The organism is Stenotrophomonas sp. RIT-551 (assembly GCF_026241915.1).
Classification (GTDB): Bacteria; Pseudomonadota; Gammaproteobacteria; order Xanthomonadales; family Xanthomonadaceae; genus Stenotrophomonas; species Stenotrophomonas bentonitica_A.
The window spans coordinates 131,631-145,967 of the sequence record NZ_JAPJIU010000010.1; the positions used below are offsets into that span (position 1 = coordinate 131,631).

At 66.5% G+C, this 14,337-nt stretch carries 15 protein-coding genes; 7 read left to right on the forward strand and 8 right to left on the reverse strand.

Annotated elements, in window-relative coordinates; all coding sequences use genetic code 11:
* Positions 1 to 176: 176 nt before the first annotated feature.
* Positions 177 to 1,589, forward strand: a complete 1,413-nt coding sequence (locus tag ORK51_RS13190; RefSeq protein WP_046273902.1) for a class II fumarate hydratase — start codon at positions 177 to 179, stop codon at positions 1,587 to 1,589.
* A 168-nt stretch (positions 1,590 to 1,757) separates the two neighbouring features.
* Here the strand turns inward: ORK51_RS13190 and ORK51_RS13195 are convergent, their stop codons facing one another.
* The 7 genes from ORK51_RS13195 to ORK51_RS13225 form a co-directional block, all read right to left on the reverse strand.
* Positions 1,758 to 2,183 (reverse strand): hypothetical protein, encoded by a 426-nt coding sequence (locus tag ORK51_RS13195; RefSeq protein ID WP_046273903.1) that lies wholly within the window; start codon positions 2,181 to 2,183, stop codon positions 1,758 to 1,760.
* 95 nt (positions 2,184 to 2,278) lie between these two features.
* A complete protein-coding gene (locus ORK51_RS13200) occupies positions 2,279 to 2,887 on the reverse strand; it encodes a DUF2884 family protein (RefSeq protein WP_019185939.1) in 609 nt (202 codons plus the stop codon).
* A gap of 28 nt (positions 2,888 to 2,915) precedes the next feature.
* Positions 2,916 to 3,797: a DUF4097 family beta strand repeat-containing protein gene (locus tag ORK51_RS13205; protein ID WP_070425480.1), complete on the reverse strand. Its 882-nt coding sequence runs from the start codon at positions 3,795 to 3,797 to the stop codon at positions 2,916 to 2,918.
* A gap of 28 nt (positions 3,798 to 3,825) precedes the next feature.
* On the reverse strand, positions 3,826 to 4,854 hold the full coding sequence (locus tag ORK51_RS13210) for a hypothetical protein (protein WP_266085149.1): 1,029 nt from the start codon (positions 4,852 to 4,854) through the stop codon (positions 3,826 to 3,828).
* Complete coding sequence (locus ORK51_RS13215) at positions 4,851 to 5,726, reverse strand: ABC transporter ATP-binding protein (protein WP_266085150.1); 876 nt, start codon at positions 5,724 to 5,726, stop codon at positions 4,851 to 4,853. The genes ORK51_RS13210 and ORK51_RS13215 overlap by 4 nt, the downstream gene beginning before the upstream one ends.
* On the reverse strand, positions 5,723 to 6,085 hold the full coding sequence (locus ORK51_RS13220) for a GntR family transcriptional regulator (protein WP_019185943.1): 363 nt from the start codon (positions 6,083 to 6,085) through the stop codon (positions 5,723 to 5,725). The genes ORK51_RS13215 and ORK51_RS13220 overlap by 4 nt, the downstream gene beginning before the upstream one ends.
* Before the next feature lie 2 nt (positions 6,086 to 6,087).
* A complete protein-coding gene (locus ORK51_RS13225) occupies positions 6,088 to 6,342 on the reverse strand; it encodes a hypothetical protein (RefSeq protein ID WP_026070209.1) in 255 nt (84 codons plus the stop codon).
* 465 nt (positions 6,343 to 6,807) lie between these two features.
* Here ORK51_RS13225 and ORK51_RS13230 point away from each other — a divergent pair, with 465 nt between their 5' ends.
* From ORK51_RS13230 to ORK51_RS13255, 6 genes are all read left to right on the forward strand, one after another.
* Positions 6,808 to 7,416 carry a glutathione peroxidase gene (locus tag ORK51_RS13230; protein WP_070425478.1) on the forward strand — a complete coding sequence of 203 codons (609 nt, stop codon included), beginning with the start codon at positions 6,808 to 6,810 and terminating at the stop codon, positions 7,414 to 7,416.
* An 84-nt stretch (positions 7,417 to 7,500) separates the two neighbouring features.
* Positions 7,501 to 8,481 carry an FKBP-type peptidyl-prolyl cis-trans isomerase gene (locus ORK51_RS13235; protein WP_019185946.1) on the forward strand — a complete coding sequence of 327 codons (981 nt, stop codon included), beginning with the start codon at positions 7,501 to 7,503 and terminating at the stop codon, positions 8,479 to 8,481.
* A 22-nt stretch (positions 8,482 to 8,503) separates the two neighbouring features.
* Complete coding sequence (locus tag ORK51_RS13240; protein WP_070425477.1) at positions 8,504 to 9,853, forward strand: UDP-glucose dehydrogenase family protein; 1,350 nt, start codon at positions 8,504 to 8,506, stop codon at positions 9,851 to 9,853.
* On the forward strand, positions 9,846 to 10,085 hold the full coding sequence (locus ORK51_RS13245) for a SlyX family protein (protein ID WP_019185948.1): 240 nt from the start codon (positions 9,846 to 9,848) through the stop codon (positions 10,083 to 10,085). The genes ORK51_RS13240 and ORK51_RS13245 overlap by 8 nt, the downstream gene beginning before the upstream one ends.
* A 9-nt stretch (positions 10,086 to 10,094) precedes the next feature.
* Positions 10,095 to 10,787 (forward strand): DUF2058 domain-containing protein, encoded by a 693-nt coding sequence (locus ORK51_RS13250; RefSeq protein WP_019185949.1) that lies wholly within the window; start codon positions 10,095 to 10,097, stop codon positions 10,785 to 10,787.
* A 67-nt stretch (positions 10,788 to 10,854) separates the two neighbouring features.
* Positions 10,855 to 12,939, forward strand: a complete 2,085-nt coding sequence (locus ORK51_RS13255) for an acyltransferase family protein (protein ID WP_266085151.1) — start codon at positions 10,855 to 10,857, stop codon at positions 12,937 to 12,939.
* A 16-nt stretch (positions 12,940 to 12,955) separates the two neighbouring features.
* Here the strand turns inward: ORK51_RS13255 and ORK51_RS13260 are convergent, their stop codons facing one another.
* Positions 12,956 to 14,326, reverse strand: a complete 1,371-nt coding sequence (locus ORK51_RS13260; protein ID WP_070425475.1) for an amidohydrolase family protein — start codon at positions 14,324 to 14,326, stop codon at positions 12,956 to 12,958.
* Between the last annotated feature and the right edge of the window lie 11 nt (positions 14,327 to 14,337).

Below are 14,337 nucleotides of genomic sequence, written 5' to 3' on the forward strand. Positions count from 1 at the left end.
CATGGGGGCGGCAGTCTGTCTGAATGAAAACGAATCCCGAGTCTAGCCGATCCACCGCGTGGTTGGGTTTCAACGGTGCTTGGGAGTATCGTGATCAGAGCCGCCAGCCAGGGAATCAGGCCCGTTGCCAGCCGCAGGTTCCCTTTCATCCACGAAAGATGTGCGGAGTTGAAGCAATGAGCAAGGGTTTCAGGATTGAACACGACAGCATGGGCGAGCTGCAGGTGCCCGCCGATGCGTTGTGGGGCGCGCAGACCCAGCGCGCCGTCGATAATTTCCCGGTGTCGGGCCAGCGCATGCCGCGCGGTTTCATCCGCGCGCTCGGCCTGGTCAAGGGGGCTGCGGCCAACGTCAACGTCGAGCTGGGCCATCTGCCGCGCAACATCGGCAAGGCCATCGAGGCGGCCGCTGCCGAAGTCGCCGATGGGCGCCATGACGCGCACTTCCCGATCGACGTGTACCAGACCGGTTCGGGCACCTCCTCGAACATGAATGCCAACGAGGTCATCGCCACGCTGGCCAATCGTGCCGGCAAGGCGGGCAAGACCGCGGTGCATCCCAACGATCACGTCAACCAGGGGCAGAGCTCCAACGACGTGATCCCGACCGCGCTGCGCGTTTCGGCGCTGCTGGGCGTGCATGAGCAGCTGCTGCCTTCGCTGGTGCACCTGCGCAAGACCATCGACAAGCGTGGCCGCGCGCTGCGCAAGGTGGTCAAGACCGGCCGCACCCATCTGATGGATGCGATGCCGCTGACCTTCGAACAGGAATTCGGTGCGTGGTCGGCGCAGTTGTCCTCTGCCCAGGAGCGTATCGAAGACAGCCTCAAGCGCCTGCGTCGGCTGCCGCTGGGCGGCACCGCCATCGGCACCGGCATCAATGCCGACCCGCGTTTCGGCGCGCAGGTGGCCAGGCAGCTCAAGCAGCAGACCGGCATCAAGTTCGACAGCGCCGAGAACAAGTTCGAAGGCCTGGCCGCGCAGGACGATGCGGTTGAACTGTCCGGCCAGCTCAACGCGTTGGCGGTGGCACTGATCAAGATCGCCAACGACCTGCGCTGGATGAATGCCGGTCCGCTGGCCGGTCTGGGCGAGATCGAACTGCCGGCGCTGCAGCCGGGCAGCTCGATCATGCCGGGCAAGGTCAACCCGGTGATTCCCGAAGCCACCGTGATGGTGTGCGCCCAGGTGATCGGCCACCACACCGCGATCACCGTGGCCGGCCAGACCGGCAACTTCCAGTTGAACGTGACGCTGCCGTTGATCGCCGCGAACCTGCTCGATGGCATCAATCTGCTGGCCAACATCACCCGCCTGCTGGCCGATACTGCGATCGCCGGGTTGAAGGTGCGGGAGGATCGCGTCCGCGAGGCACTGGATCGCAATCCGATCCTGGTGACCGCGTTGAACCCGATCATCGGCTATGAGAAAGCCGCCGCGATCGCCAAGCGTGCCTACAAGGAACAGCGCCCGGTGCTGGAGGTGGCCAAGGAAGACAGCGGTCTGTCCGAGGCCGAGCTGCGCAAGCTGCTCGATCCGGCCGCGCTGACCGCCGGCGGCATCCACGCCGGTGGTGGCGGCGGCGGTTGAGCGCGCGTACTACCTGAAACGAAAAACGGGCCGAATGGCCCGTTTTTTTGTGCGTGAGCCCCGTAGCGGCCGGCGGGCCCCAGGGCAAAATCAAGGCGGAGGCCGTCGCTGCCAGGCGGCGGAAGGGGGACATTTGCCCAGGGGCCTGCCGGCCGCTGCGGGGCTCAGTCAGTGGCGGTCGGCCTGCAGATTGCCGAAGGTCTCGGTGTAATCCTTGAACTCGGGGATCTTCGTGGTCAGGTCCGGCGGGATCGGCTGCATGCCATCGGGCACCTGGATCTTCACCGAGCGCTTGGCCGGGTCCGGCGGAGCATCGGTCAAGGTGTTCTGGCGCAGCACCTGCAGCTGGCCGAACATGCCCTGCAGCATCGCCTGCTGCTCTTCGTTGAGCGGGATCTCGATCTCGTCGATCTTCATGTGCCCGTTGGGCAGGATGATGATGTTCGGCGCAGGTGCGCGGCGCACGGTGACCATGCCGTCGCTGACGGTGATCTTCGGCTTGCTGCGCTCGGCGCGGTGATTGCGGTACTCCTGGTCGCAACCAGTGGCGACGAGGCAGAACAGGGCGAACAGCAACAGACTCAGCTTCTTCATGAGCAGGCAACAACGCGTGCGGCGGGAACGCAGATTGTAGTCCCCTGGCGCCGGGAAGGGCCTGCCTGCGACGCATCGTCGCAGGCAGGGGCCGCTTACTTGCCGCAGTCGTCGATGTCTTTCTGGTCCATGGTCGCGTAAGGCTGGAAGGCCGGCAGCGCGGCCGCCAGCGCCTGCTGTCTGGCCATCATCCCGGGCAGCAGGCCGCACAGCTTCTGGGCCTGGCCTTCGATCTTCCTGGCTTCCTCGTTCACCCGCGCTTCGATGCCCTGGGTGTCACCGGAGAACATGCCCTTGATCGCCTCACCGGCCGCCTTCACGCCGAGATTGGCGCCGGCCACGCCGATCTCCATGCCCGCACTGGCCAGCGACTCGACCTGCTTGCGGTAGTCCTGCAGGAGCGCACGCTGGTGGGCATCCACCGGTACCGCTTTGCCATCGATCAGCAGGTCGCCCTGGGGGCTGATCTCGGCCTTGGGAGATTTGCCATTGGAGATGGAGATGTTGCCCTGGGCAATTTCCCGGCGGGCCTTGTCGGTGGCCTCCTGCACGGTCTTGCCGATGCTGTCGGTATCCAGCGCGCTGGTGGCCGGGGCGGCGGCGCTCTGGTCGGCGGGGGCTTTGCCTTTTCCGCTGTCCGGGGCGGTACAGGCGGCGATGGGCAGGCACAACAGCAGGGCAGGCAGCAGCAGTCGAGTTGTCATGGTCCGTATCCGTTGAGGGTAAAGAGGCTTACTTGCCGCGCGGCAGTTCAACCCGGCCGCGTACATTGCTGTGGCGGATATCGCCGCTGCCACTGTTGGCCACGCGCAGGTCGCCACCGACATCACGGGCCGTCACATCGCCGGAGCCATGGCGTTCCACCGTGACGCTGCCGCCGATGTCGCGCAGCTCGGTATCGCCGGAGCCGACGGTGCCGATCCGGACGTTGCCCTTGGCCTGGCGCACGTCGGTGTCGCCGGAGCCGACCACGCCGATCTCGACATTGCCACCGACGGTATCCAGCTCGAAGTCGCCCGAACCGATGGTGCCGACCTTGGCGTCGCCGCGCACGTTGCGGGCCTTGAAATCACCCGAGCCGACCGAGAGCAGGTTCAGTGCACCGGCGCCATCGAGGATGACATCGCCCGAGCCGACTGCCGCGGTCACCAGCCCTTTGATGTTCTCCAGCTTGATATCCCCGGAGCCGACATCGGCGCTGAGCGAATGCGCACCGCTGACGCTGGCATCGCCGGAGCCGACCTTCATCTGGACCAGGAGCGTGTCCGGCACCGTGCCGCGCAGGTCCAGGTAGGCATAGCTGCTGCCGCTCATGGTGAGGCTGCGCCCTTCGCGCTGCAGGCGGACGACGAGCTTGTCGCCGACCTTCTGCTGGGTGACCGTGAGTTGGCGCAACCAGTCCGCGTTGGAGGCGCAGGCGCGCCCGCCGAGCTGGGCCGCACCGGGGCCGGCCTGCAGCACCAGGTCATGCTGGTTCACTTCGAACACCACGGCCTTGGCACCGGCCAGGTCGAGCTTGAGGTCGCGCGGTTCGTTGAACCTGCACTGCGGTTCATTGGCGAGCGCGGTCAGCGGCAGCAGCAACAGGGAAGCAACAGCGAGCGTGCGGATCATGGGTGGCTCCTCGAAGAAGGGCGGGGGATCAGATTTCGCCAGCGCGGCGGCGCAGGCGGATGGCCAGGAACAGGAACACCACGCCGGCGGCAGCCCCGATCCACAGTTCCGGCATGGCCAGGGCGGCCAGCTGGTGGCTTGGGCCCAGTTCGTTGACCAGGTTGTCCATGTTGCCGTTGCCACTGAACATGGACTCACCGCGGTAGAACTGGTCGCTGGCCGGGACCGCGCTGAGCAGCAGGCGGCCAACGATATGCTTCCAGAACCAGCCGCCGGTCAGGTCGAACAGGGTCATCACCTTGGTGGTGCTGACGATGATGCCGGCGAACAGCGGCAGCATCACCGCCCACAGGAACGGCTTGGTCTTGGCCCAGGCCGAGCACAGCAGCAACCAGCCAACGGTCGGCAGCGCCCAGAGCAGGTAGACCGGAATCCAGGACAGGTGGCCGGCGATGATGGTCAGCGGGCTGGCAGGGCCCCAGATCAGCATCATCGGATCACCGCCGTGGGCGATCACCACGATCGAGATCATCAGCAGGAAACCGAGCATGGTCAGGGCCGAGGCGATCACCGCGATGATCGGGGCGATCAGCAGCGCACTCACGGCCTTGGACAGCACCGTGGCGGTATCCGACAGCGGCAGCGATTTCCAGAACAGGATGCTGCGGTCGCGGCGGTCGTCGTACAGGGCGCCCAGGCAGTAGAAGAACACCACGAAGGCGAGCACGATCAGCGGCCAGCCCGAGCTCAGGATCAGGGTCAGGTCCAGGCCATTGGCCAGGTCGTGCAGGTCCTTGGCATCGAGCTTGCTGGTCAGCAGGCTCAGGTCCAGGCCGTTGATGTTGACGCTTTCGTTGTCGATGTGGATGCCGCCGCTCTTGACCGCACGGTGCATGGCGACCAGGCCGAACACGATGCCGAGCAGGCTCATCACCAGCGAGATGCCGCCGGCGATCACCGGCGCATACAGGAAGCCGCCGCGGTTTTCCCAGTACTCACGCTTGAGCAGCCACTTGAACGCACTGGCCTTGCTGATGGGATGGTTGACGGTGTTCATGCGTAGGTTCCCTTCATGATGGCCACGAACAGATCCGCCAGCCCCGGGCTGCGGATTTCGCCCAGGGGCGTGAGCTGGGCGCGTGGCACCCCGTCGAACAGCAGCACGGTCTTGCCGAAGGGCAGGGCACGTTCGTCGATCGGCTTGAGCGCGCGTGCGGCCTCCACCGCATCGGCCGACACCAGCACTTCGGTATAGCGTTCGCCGATGTCTTCCATGTCGGTGGTCAACACGATGCGGCCATCGCGGATGAACATCACATCGGTGAGGATGTGCTCGATCTCTTCCACCTGGTGGGTGGTGACGATGATGGTTTTCTGCTCGTCGAAGTAGTCCTCCAGCAGGCGCTGGTAGAACTCCTTGCGGTACAGGATGTCCAGGCCCAGGGTCGGTTCGTCCAGCACCAGGACCTTGGCATCGATGGCCATCACCAGCGCCAGGTGCAGCTGCACGATCATGCCCTTGGACAGTTCGCGCACGCGCTGCTTGGGATGCAGTTTGGTGGAGGCCAGGAAGCGTTCGCAGCGCGCCCGGTCGAAACGCGGGTGGGTGCCGGCGACGAAATCGATGGCCTCGCGCACCTTCATCCAGCGCGGCAGCACCGCCACGTCGGCGATGAAGCACACATCGTTCATCAGGGCGTTGCGCTGTACGGTCGGGTCCAGCCCGAGTACGCGCAGCTCGCCTTCCACCGCGGTCAGGCCCAGCAGCGCCTTGAGCAGGGTGGTCTTGCCGGCGCCGTTGGGGCCGATCAGGCCGGTGATGCGGCCGGACGCGATCGTGAAACTGGTGTTGTCCAGTGCCACGGTCTGTTTATAGGCCTTGCGCAGGCCTCGAGCGGAAATGACGACATCACTTGCAACGGCATTCATGAGGATTTCCCCTGGGGCAGCAATTCGTCGAGGTTCAGGCCCAGGCGCTGGATGCGTTCCAGGACCAGCGGCCATTCTTCATTGAGGAACCGGTCGCGCTCGCTGCTGCGCAGCTGCGTGGCCGCTTCTTCGGTCATGAACATGCCCAGGCCGCGGCGCTTCTCGACCAGGCCTTCATCAGCCAGTTCCTGGTAGGCGCGCGAAACGGTGATGGGATTGAGCTGGTACTCGGCGGCAACCTGCCGGACCGAAGGCAGGGCGTCGCCCGGCTTGATGATGCCGTCAAGCATCATGGCGATCACGCGCTCTTTCAGCTGGCGGTAGATCGGAGCACCATCGCTCCATTGAATATCGCTCATGGTCAGCTCCGTGGGTTCAGCGACTGCGCGAATGAGAAGTAAGGCATGGACAGGGAGCTGTGCAGCCGGCGGGGGGGCGTGGGGGCGCCGTCGGCGGTCCCTGCCTCGATGACGCCTGCGTCCTGCGGGCCTTCAAACACATTGGCGCTGGCAGGGCTGCCAGCGTCACCGGAGGGGATGCCGAACCAGCCAAGCAGCAGCAACGCCGAGGCGGCGGTGACGGCTTTGGCGGCGTGGTGGTGGCGCATGCGGTTCATGGGCTTCCCCTGTCTAGGTGACTGGTGTTGTATGCAACTATAACACCGGCACGCCGAAGATCAACAGGGCGAGCAACCCAACTGATGGCAGGGGGCGTATGACAGCCTCCATGGTTTCCCAAGTTATTGAATATAAAGATATATATCGGCACGTGAGCTGCCGATGCGGGCCAGCGCACATTCATTGATGTCAATGGTATGGCAAGTGGGCGCCGTATTCAGGTGATCGAATCGGTGAGGTTGGCCTGTCGGTCCACACCGCCAGACGCTGTAAAACGGCGCTGAATGCGGCGGGCAGCATCGACGGGGCCGTGCCCGGCCACGGCGCATTGCGGCGAGGCGTCCTGCCGGCGGACCAACGGCGTCCGGCGGCAAAAACACCGGTGATATAGTGCCCGCCGCCGTCCTGGCCGCCCTCGCCGGGCGCATTCAGGCCTTCGTTCTTCCCCACTCTGGAGTGTCGCGATGCATCACGTGTCTTTGTTGTCGCCCATCCGCTGCGGCCGCATTCCGCGCCGGGCGCGGTGGTCCGTGTTGTTGCTGGCGGCCGGCCTGCTGGTGGGCGCCTCGGCCCAGGCGGCCGATCTGCTGGATGTGAGCTATCGCCCGCTGGCCGGCAAGGGCGAGGTCAATCTGGCCAAGCAGTACGGCGGCAAGGTGCTGCTGGTGGTCAACACCGCCAGCAAGTGCGGATTCACCCCGCAGTACGAAGGCCTGGAAGCGCTGCAGCGAAAGTACGCCGCGCGTGGTTTCTCGGTGCTGGGCTTCCCGTCCAATGACTTCAAGGGCCAGGAGCCGGGTGACGAAGCCCAGATCCAGGAGTTCTGCACGCTGACCTATGGCGTCAAGTTCCCGATGTTCCAGAAGGTGGTCGTCACCGGGCCGGAGGCGACGCCGTTGTATCGCAGCCTGGCCACGGCCACGGGCGTGTCGCCCGGCTGGAACTTCCACAAGTATCTGATCAGCCGCGATGGCCGGGTGGTGGCGCAGTTCCCGAGCAAGGTCACGCCGGACGACCCGAAACTGGTCGCGGCGATCGAACGTGAACTGTCTGTCACGGCCAACAAGCACTGACGATATCGACATCTCGGACGCGCGTGCGACAATGGTTGCTTTCGCGCCGACGTCGGCGTCCAGTCACTTCCAGGAATGCAGCGAATGAAGATGGGAATGCGCGGCGCCGCGGCGTCGGTTCTGATTCTGGCGATGGGTGCCACCGGTACCGCGATGTCGCAACAACCAGCCGCCCGCGCGGCTGTCAAGGAGACTTCCACTTTGAATACCCAACGCGAAAAGCTTGGCTACGCCATCGGTATCGATGTCGCCAATTCGTTCGGTCCGATCTCCAGCGAGATCGACCTGGCCGCCCTGCGCCGCGGCGTGACGAATGCCTTTGAAGGCAAGCAGCCGCTGATCAGCCAGGAAGAGGCCCAGAAGACCGACGCCGCCCTGCGCCAGGCCGTGATGGCCAAGAGCGGCCAGCCGGTTCCGGGCGTTGCCCCGGGCACCGCGCCGCCGAAGGTGGACCGCGAGAAGGTTGGCCTGATGCTGGGCAGCTTCGCCGTGGGCCCGTCGCTGGCGCCGCTGAAGGACGATCTGGACCTGGACGCGCTGTTCGATGCGGTCAGCACCACCTTCAACAACGGCACCCCGAAGATGACCGCCGAGCAGGCCAAGGCCACGCTGGAAGGCTTCATGAAGGGCAAGCAGGCTGAGATGGACGCCAAGTCCGCCGCCCAGGCCGGTACCAACCGCGTGGAAGGCAACAACTTCCTGGCCAAGAACAAGACCGTGCCGGGCGTGGTGACCACCGCCTCGGGTCTGCAGTACCAGGTGCTGCGTCCGGGTTCGGGCGAGCGTCCGATGCCGACCAGCAAGGTGCGCGTGAACTACGAAGGCAAGCTGCTCGACGGCACCGTGTTCGACAGCAGCTACCAGCGCGGCCAGCCGATCGAGTTCGGCCTGGACCAGGTGATCAAGGGCTGGTCCGAAGGCGTGTCGCTGATGCCGACCGGCTCCAAGTACCGCTTCTGGATTCCGGGCGAGCTGGCCTATGGCGAGCAGGGCACCCCGGGTGGTCCGATCGGTCCGAACGCGACGCTGACGTTCGACGTCGAGCTGCTGAACGTTCTGCCGTAACGGATCTGGAGCCCCACCGCCCATGCGCGTTGCGATATTCGGTACCGGCTATGTCGGTCTTGTCACGGGTACCTGCCTGGCCGAGGTTGGCCATCAGGTGATCTGTGTCGACATCGACCAGGCCAAGGTCGACGGGCTCAACAACGGGATCATCCCGATCTATGAGCCCGGCCTGGAGCCGATGGTCAAGGCCAACCACGCTGCGTCGCGGTTGGTCTTCACCTCCGACGCCGCCACCGCGATCGCGCATGGCCAGGTGATCTTCATTGCCGTGGGCACGCCACCGGACGAGGACGGCAGTGCCGACCTGCAGTACGTGCTGGCCGTGGCCCGCACCATCGGCCGGCACATTACCGCGCCGGTGGTGGTGGTGAACAAATCGACCGTGCCGGTAGGCACGGCCGACAACGTCCGTGAGGCCATCGCCCAGGCGCTGGCCGAGCGCGGCGTGGAGATCGCGTTCGACGTGGTCTCCAATCCCGAATTCCTCAAGGAAGGTGACGCGGTCGCCGACTGCATGCGGCCGGACCGCATCGTGGTGGGCGCGTCCAATCCCGACTCGGTGGCGCTGATGCGCCGCCTGTATGCGCCGTTCAACCGCAACCACGACCGCGTGGTGGAGATGGACGTGCGCTCGGCCGAGCTCACCAAGTACGCGGCCAATGCGATGCTGGCGACCAAGATTTCGTTCATGAACGAAATCGCCAACATCGCCGAGAAGGTCGGTGCCGACATCGAGCAGGTCCGACAGGGCATCGGCTCGGATCCGCGCATCGGCTGGCACTTCATCTATCCCGGCGCCGGTTACGGCGGCTCGTGCTTCCCCAAGGATGTGCAGGCCCTGGCCCGGACCGCCCAGCAGTACGGCCATGAGCCCAAGCTGTTGAACGCGGTGGAAGCCGTCAACGAACATCAGAAGGGCCATCTGTACGCGCTGATCCAGCGCCACTACGACCGTGGCGAGGACGAAGGCGTGCGCGGCAAGACCTTCGCGGTGTGGGGCCTGGCCTTCAAGCCGAACACCGATGACATGCGCGAAGCCTCCAGCCGCCGCCTGCTGGCGCAGCTGTGGGAAGCCGGTGCACGGGTGCGCGCCTATGATCCGGAAGCGACCGACGAAGCGCGCCGCATCTTCGGTGAGCGCGATGACCTGGTGTTCTGCGACGATGCCTATGACGCCCTCGACGGCGCCGATGCGCTGGTCGTGGTCACCGAATGGAAGCAGTTCCGCAGTCCGGATTTCATCCGCCTGCGTGAGATGCTCAGCGATGCGGTCGTGTTCGACGGCCGCAATCTGTACGACCCGCAGGAAATCGAAGCCGCGGGCCTGGCTTACTACGGCATTGGCCGGGGACGTTCGTTGAATGCATGAGTCCACACCCTCCGAGCGCGAACAGGCACTGGAAGCACGCCTGATCGAGCTGGAAATGCGCGTCTCCTTCCAGGAGCAGGCGCTGGCCGAACTGAGCGAGGCCCTGGCCGATGCGCGCATGGAAGGCAATCGCAATGCCGACCTGACCCGCATCCTGCTTGAAGACCTCGGCAAGGTCCGCACCGCGCTGTATTCCGATTCGGCCGAAGAGCCGCCGCCTCCGCATTACTGATCTGACGTCATGAGCGATACTCTCCGCGACCAGCTGCTGGGCCTTGGCTTCAAAGCCGCGCCCAAACCCGAACGAACCAACGACCGCAAGCCGGACCGTCGGCCCGATGCGCGCCGCGATGGCCGACCGGCCGGCAAGCCGCAGGGCGCACGCCCGGCCGGCAAGCCCGGCGAGGGCCAGCGGCCCGCGCGAGACGGTGATCGCCGTCCACCGGGCAAGGGCCGTCCTGCCGGCGCCCGCCCGCCGCAGGGCGCGCCTGGCAAGCCGCGCTCGCGCGAGGATATCGATCTCGCCAAGGCGTACGCGATCCGTGCGCAGAAGGAAAAGGACGACCGCATCGAGGCCGAGCGCCTGAAGCAGGAAGAGGCGCGTATCCGCCGCGAGGCCAAGGCCAAGCTGGAGGTCCTGCTGGAGGGCAAGTCCCTCAACGCCGAAGCAGCCGATATCGCGCGCCACTTCCCCTATGGCGGCAAGATCAAGCGCATCTATGTGACGGCCGACCAGCTCAAGGCCCTCAATGCCGGCGAGCTCGGTGTGCTGCAGCAGAACGGCCGCTACGTGCTGGTCACCGCCGCCGTGCTGGCCGAGGCCGAGGCGGTGTTCGCACCGTCAGTGGCGCTGAAGGTCGATCCGGATGCACCGGCTGGCGAAGATCCGTACGCCGATCCGCAGTACCAGGTGCCGGACGACCTGGTCTGGTAAGCCGACGCCACCATTGTTGAATGCACTGGGCGCCGGCAGGCGCCCGTTGCATGTCAGGAGCAGGGCCATGCAGGAACGCAGTCCCGGGTATTTCCCACACATCGATGGCCTGCGTGCGATCGCAGTGCTGGCGGTCATCCTCTACCACCTCAAGGCCAGCTGGTTGCCCGGCGGCTTCACCGGCGTGGACGTGTTTTTCGTCATCTCCGGCTTCGTGGTCAGTGCCTCGGTGGATCGCCTGCCGGCGGTGGGCGGCTGGGCCGGGCTGGCCCGTTTCTATGCGCGCCGCATGCGCCGCATCGCCCCGGCGCTGGTGGTCTGCCTGCTGTTCACGGCAATGCTCAGTGCGCTGCTGATTCCCGAATCGTGGCTCAGCGAAACCAGCGACAAGACCGGGCGCATGGCCTTCGTCGGGCTGAGTAACTGGGTGCTGGCCAGTACCGGCAACGATTACTTCTCACCGCGCACCGAATTCAACCCGTACACGCACACCTGGTCGTTGGGCGTGGAAGAGCAGTTCTACCTGCTGTTCCCGCTGTTGTTCCTGGCCTGGGCCAAAGGCCCGCGCGGGCGCTGGGTATCGCTGGGGCTGTTCGGCGTGGCGGTCGCGGCATCGCTGGGGTATGCGGTGTTCCGTGCGCGCCAGGGCGGCCATGAGATCGATGCGTTCTATCTGACCACCACGCGGTTCTGGCAGCTGGGCGCTGGCGTGCTGCTGTTCCAGGTGTTGTCGCTCAGCGGCCGGTTCACGCCGCTGACGGCATCGCCGCGCGGCATCAGCTGGCGCTCGCCGCTGCTGCTGCTCAGCGTTGGCGCACTGGGCTATGGGCTGTGGTCCGCGCGTCCGGGCCATTCGCCCTGGATCGACGGGCTTTGGCCGGTGCTGGGCACGCTGGGCCTGCTTGGTCTGCTGCAGCGCGCGCCAGGGGGCTGGATCGGCCGCGCGCTGGCGACCACGCCGATGGTGACGATCGGCCGCCTGTCCTATTCGCTGTACCTGTGGCACTGGCCGGTTTTCGTGCTGTTCCGCTGGACGGTGGGCCTTGAGACGGTGGCCACCGGCGCGGCCGCACTGCTGTGCGTGGCGCTGCTGTCCTGGCTGTCCTGGCGCTGGGTGGAACAGCCCCTGCGGCATGGCGGACGCTGGCGCATCAGCAACGCACGCTGGGTCGCGGTCGGGGTGGCCGTGCTGGTGCTTGGCGCCGGGCTGCAGACGGCGTTGGTCAAGACCCAGCAGTACACCTCGCTCAGCGTGGTCAGCCGCGCTCCGCTGGACTGGTATCCCTATGCCAAGGGGCTCAAGAAGGAAATGCCGGACTGCCGCGTGCGGGTCAGCAACGTGCCGGTGCAGGGCGGGCAGGCACGCCTGTACGAGCGCGGCCAGTGCCCTGGACGCGCCGCCTCCACGCGCCAGCTGTTCGTGGCCGGTGATTCGCATGCGCTGGCCTACCACGAGATGTTGCAGCGCCTGGCCGTGCTGGATGGCGCAACGATCCGGCTGTACGGCAGCGGGGGCTGCGCGCTGGTCGGGTTGCGTGCCTGGCAGGGCCCCAATCCGGCGTGTGATGCGTATGTGCGCAACGTGTTGGAGGATATCCAGGCCCGTGCGCAGCCGGGCGATGTGGTGTTGCTGGCCGGGCTGCGGCTGCCGCGTCTGTCCGAGCAGTACACCGTGTTCGATATCGCGCAGGTGCGTGCCGAGCATCTGAGCGCGGCGGCCGATGCCGGTCGCAGGGCCGAGGTCGCGTCCTGGATCGCTCAGCTCACCCCGCTGGCCGGGCGCGGCGTGCACATCGTGCTGGAAGCGCCCAAGCCGGTACTGCCCGCGCCACCGTACCGCTGCTCGGATGTGTTCAACCGGCACAACCCGATCTGCGTCAATGGCATGACTGTGCCGCGCAGCGAGATCGAGCAGCTGCGTGCGCCGGTGCTGGCCGGCCTGCAGCAGGTGGCGGATGCGCTGCCGGGGGCGTCGATCTGGGATCCGATGCCGCTGCTATGTCCCGGCGAGCAGTGCCTGCCGACCCGCGAGGGCAAGCCGCTGTTCTTCGATGGCGATCATCTCAGCGGCTATGGCAATCGTCTGCTGCTGCCTGATTTCCAGGCCCAGCTGAAGCGCCTGGAGGCGACGGCGCCGGCCGCCGCCCCCTGAATCCCATCGCCCGCGATCAGTCGCGGGCAGCCGTTCCTGCTTCGGCCTCGATCGGGCCGGCGACCTGCTGGCCCGCCTGCCAGACCGCATCGATCCGGCGGCTGTTGCGGATGTCCTCAAGCGGGTTGGCCCCCAGAACCAGCAGATCCGCACGGCGTCCGACCGCGATCCGCCCGCGATCGTCCAGGCCAAGCAGGCGTGCGGCGTCGGCGGTGGCTACCTGCAACGCCTGCGCCGGGGTGAAACCGGCCTGGGTCATCAGCTCCAGCTCGCGATGCTCGGCGACGCCGATCACGCGCTGCGGCATCGCGCCGGCATCGGTACCGAAGCCGATGTTCACGCCGGCCTCGTGCAGCGTTCTCAGGTTACGCAGGTTCATGGCCACCGCTGCGCGTGCCTTGGGGATGCCATCGCCCGCCAGCTGCGCCTTCTGCCACTGTGGTTGCTGCCAGCGCTCACGCACGGCTGCCGGCAGGGCGTTGGCCACGAACGGCTGCTGCAGCCACTGCGGGTTCTCTGCGTACAGATAATTCGCCTCGTCGATGTTGACCGTCGGGATGTACCACACGCCCTTGTCGCGCATCGCGCTGACCAGCGCCGGGGCGACCGGCGTATCGCGGATGCCGTGCGCGATGATGTCCACGCCGGCCTCGACCAGATCCGCTGCCGGCGCCTGGTCGTGGATGTGCGCGGCCACCTTGAGCTGGTGCCGGTGCGCCTCATCGATCGCCGCGCGGTAGATCGGCGGCGCCATCATCGGGAAGCGGCCACCGAGGTCGTCCACCCACAGCTTGATCACGTCCACCCCGGCCTGCTGCTGCGCGCGGACCGCGGCGCGGGCCTGATCGGGCGTGGTCGGGCGTGCCACGGGGTCGTGCTCGAGCCCCATCGTTTTGGCCGGCGGGGCGCCTGCGGCCGCGCCGATGCCGCCACCGGCGCCGTACAGCTGCGCACCGAGCGTGGGTTGGTCACGGACTTCGGCGCGGATCGTGGTGAACGCAGCGCCGTTCATGCCCAGCGCGGTCACCGTGGTGATGCCGTAGCGCTGGAACTGCTGCAGGTCGCGGAGCACGTGATCGCGGGTGTAGAAGCGGTCGCCATGCTCCAGGCCGTCGGTGTTGCCGACGTGGATGTGGTTGCTGACCAGGCCGGGCAGGATCACCTTGCCCTGGTAGTCGATGCGCTTGGCACCCTTGGCCAGTGCGGGCGGTGGTGGGCCGATGTGCGCGATGCGCTCATCGCGCAGGGTCAGCGTGGTGATGCCCAGGTCGCGTTCGCCGTCGAACACGCGGGCGTTGTCGAGAATGATCGGGGGGGCCGCGTTCGCGGTGGCACAGGCCGCCACGAGGGCGGTGAACAGGGTCGGCAGGCGAAGGGAACGTCGCATGGGGACTCCGG

What these genes read in the sequence shown, in the direction of transcription:
- ORK51_RS13190 (WP_046273902.1), top strand. Translation starts at nt 177, where the DNA reads ATGAGCAAGGGTTTCAGGATTGAACACGACAGCATGGGCGAGCTGCAG.
- ORK51_RS13195 (WP_046273903.1), bottom strand. Translation starts at nt 2,183, where the DNA reads ATGAAGAAGCTGAGTCTGTTGCTGTTCGCCCTGTTCTGCCTCGTCGCC.
- ORK51_RS13200 (WP_019185939.1), bottom strand. Translation starts at nt 2,887, where the DNA reads ATGACAACTCGACTGCTGCTGCCTGCCCTGCTGTTGTGCCTGCCCATC.
- ORK51_RS13205 (WP_070425480.1), bottom strand. Translation starts at nt 3,797, where the DNA reads ATGATCCGCACGCTCGCTGTTGCTTCCCTGTTGCTGCTGCCGCTGACC.
- ORK51_RS13210 (WP_266085149.1), bottom strand. Translation starts at nt 4,854, where the DNA reads ATGAACACCGTCAACCATCCCATCAGCAAGGCCAGTGCGTTCAAGTGG.
- ORK51_RS13215 (WP_266085150.1), bottom strand. Translation starts at nt 5,726, where the DNA reads ATGAATGCCGTTGCAAGTGATGTCGTCATTTCCGCTCGAGGCCTGCGC.
- ORK51_RS13220 (WP_019185943.1), bottom strand. Translation starts at nt 6,085, where the DNA reads ATGAGCGATATTCAATGGAGCGATGGTGCTCCGATCTACCGCCAGCTG.
- ORK51_RS13225 (WP_026070209.1), bottom strand. Translation starts at nt 6,342, where the DNA reads ATGAACCGCATGCGCCACCACCACGCCGCCAAAGCCGTCACCGCCGCC.
- ORK51_RS13230 (WP_070425478.1), top strand. Translation starts at nt 6,808, where the DNA reads ATGCATCACGTGTCTTTGTTGTCGCCCATCCGCTGCGGCCGCATTCCG.
- ORK51_RS13235 (WP_019185946.1), top strand. Translation starts at nt 7,501, where the DNA reads ATGAAGATGGGAATGCGCGGCGCCGCGGCGTCGGTTCTGATTCTGGCG.
- ORK51_RS13240 (WP_070425477.1), top strand. Translation starts at nt 8,504, where the DNA reads ATGCGCGTTGCGATATTCGGTACCGGCTATGTCGGTCTTGTCACGGGT.
- ORK51_RS13245 (WP_019185948.1), top strand. Translation starts at nt 9,846, where the DNA reads ATGCATGAGTCCACACCCTCCGAGCGCGAACAGGCACTGGAAGCACGC.
- ORK51_RS13250 (WP_019185949.1), top strand. Translation starts at nt 10,095, where the DNA reads ATGAGCGATACTCTCCGCGACCAGCTGCTGGGCCTTGGCTTCAAAGCC.
- ORK51_RS13255 (WP_266085151.1), top strand. Translation starts at nt 10,855, where the DNA reads ATGCAGGAACGCAGTCCCGGGTATTTCCCACACATCGATGGCCTGCGT.
- ORK51_RS13260 (WP_070425475.1), bottom strand. Translation starts at nt 14,326, where the DNA reads ATGCGACGTTCCCTTCGCCTGCCGACCCTGTTCACCGCCCTCGTGGCG.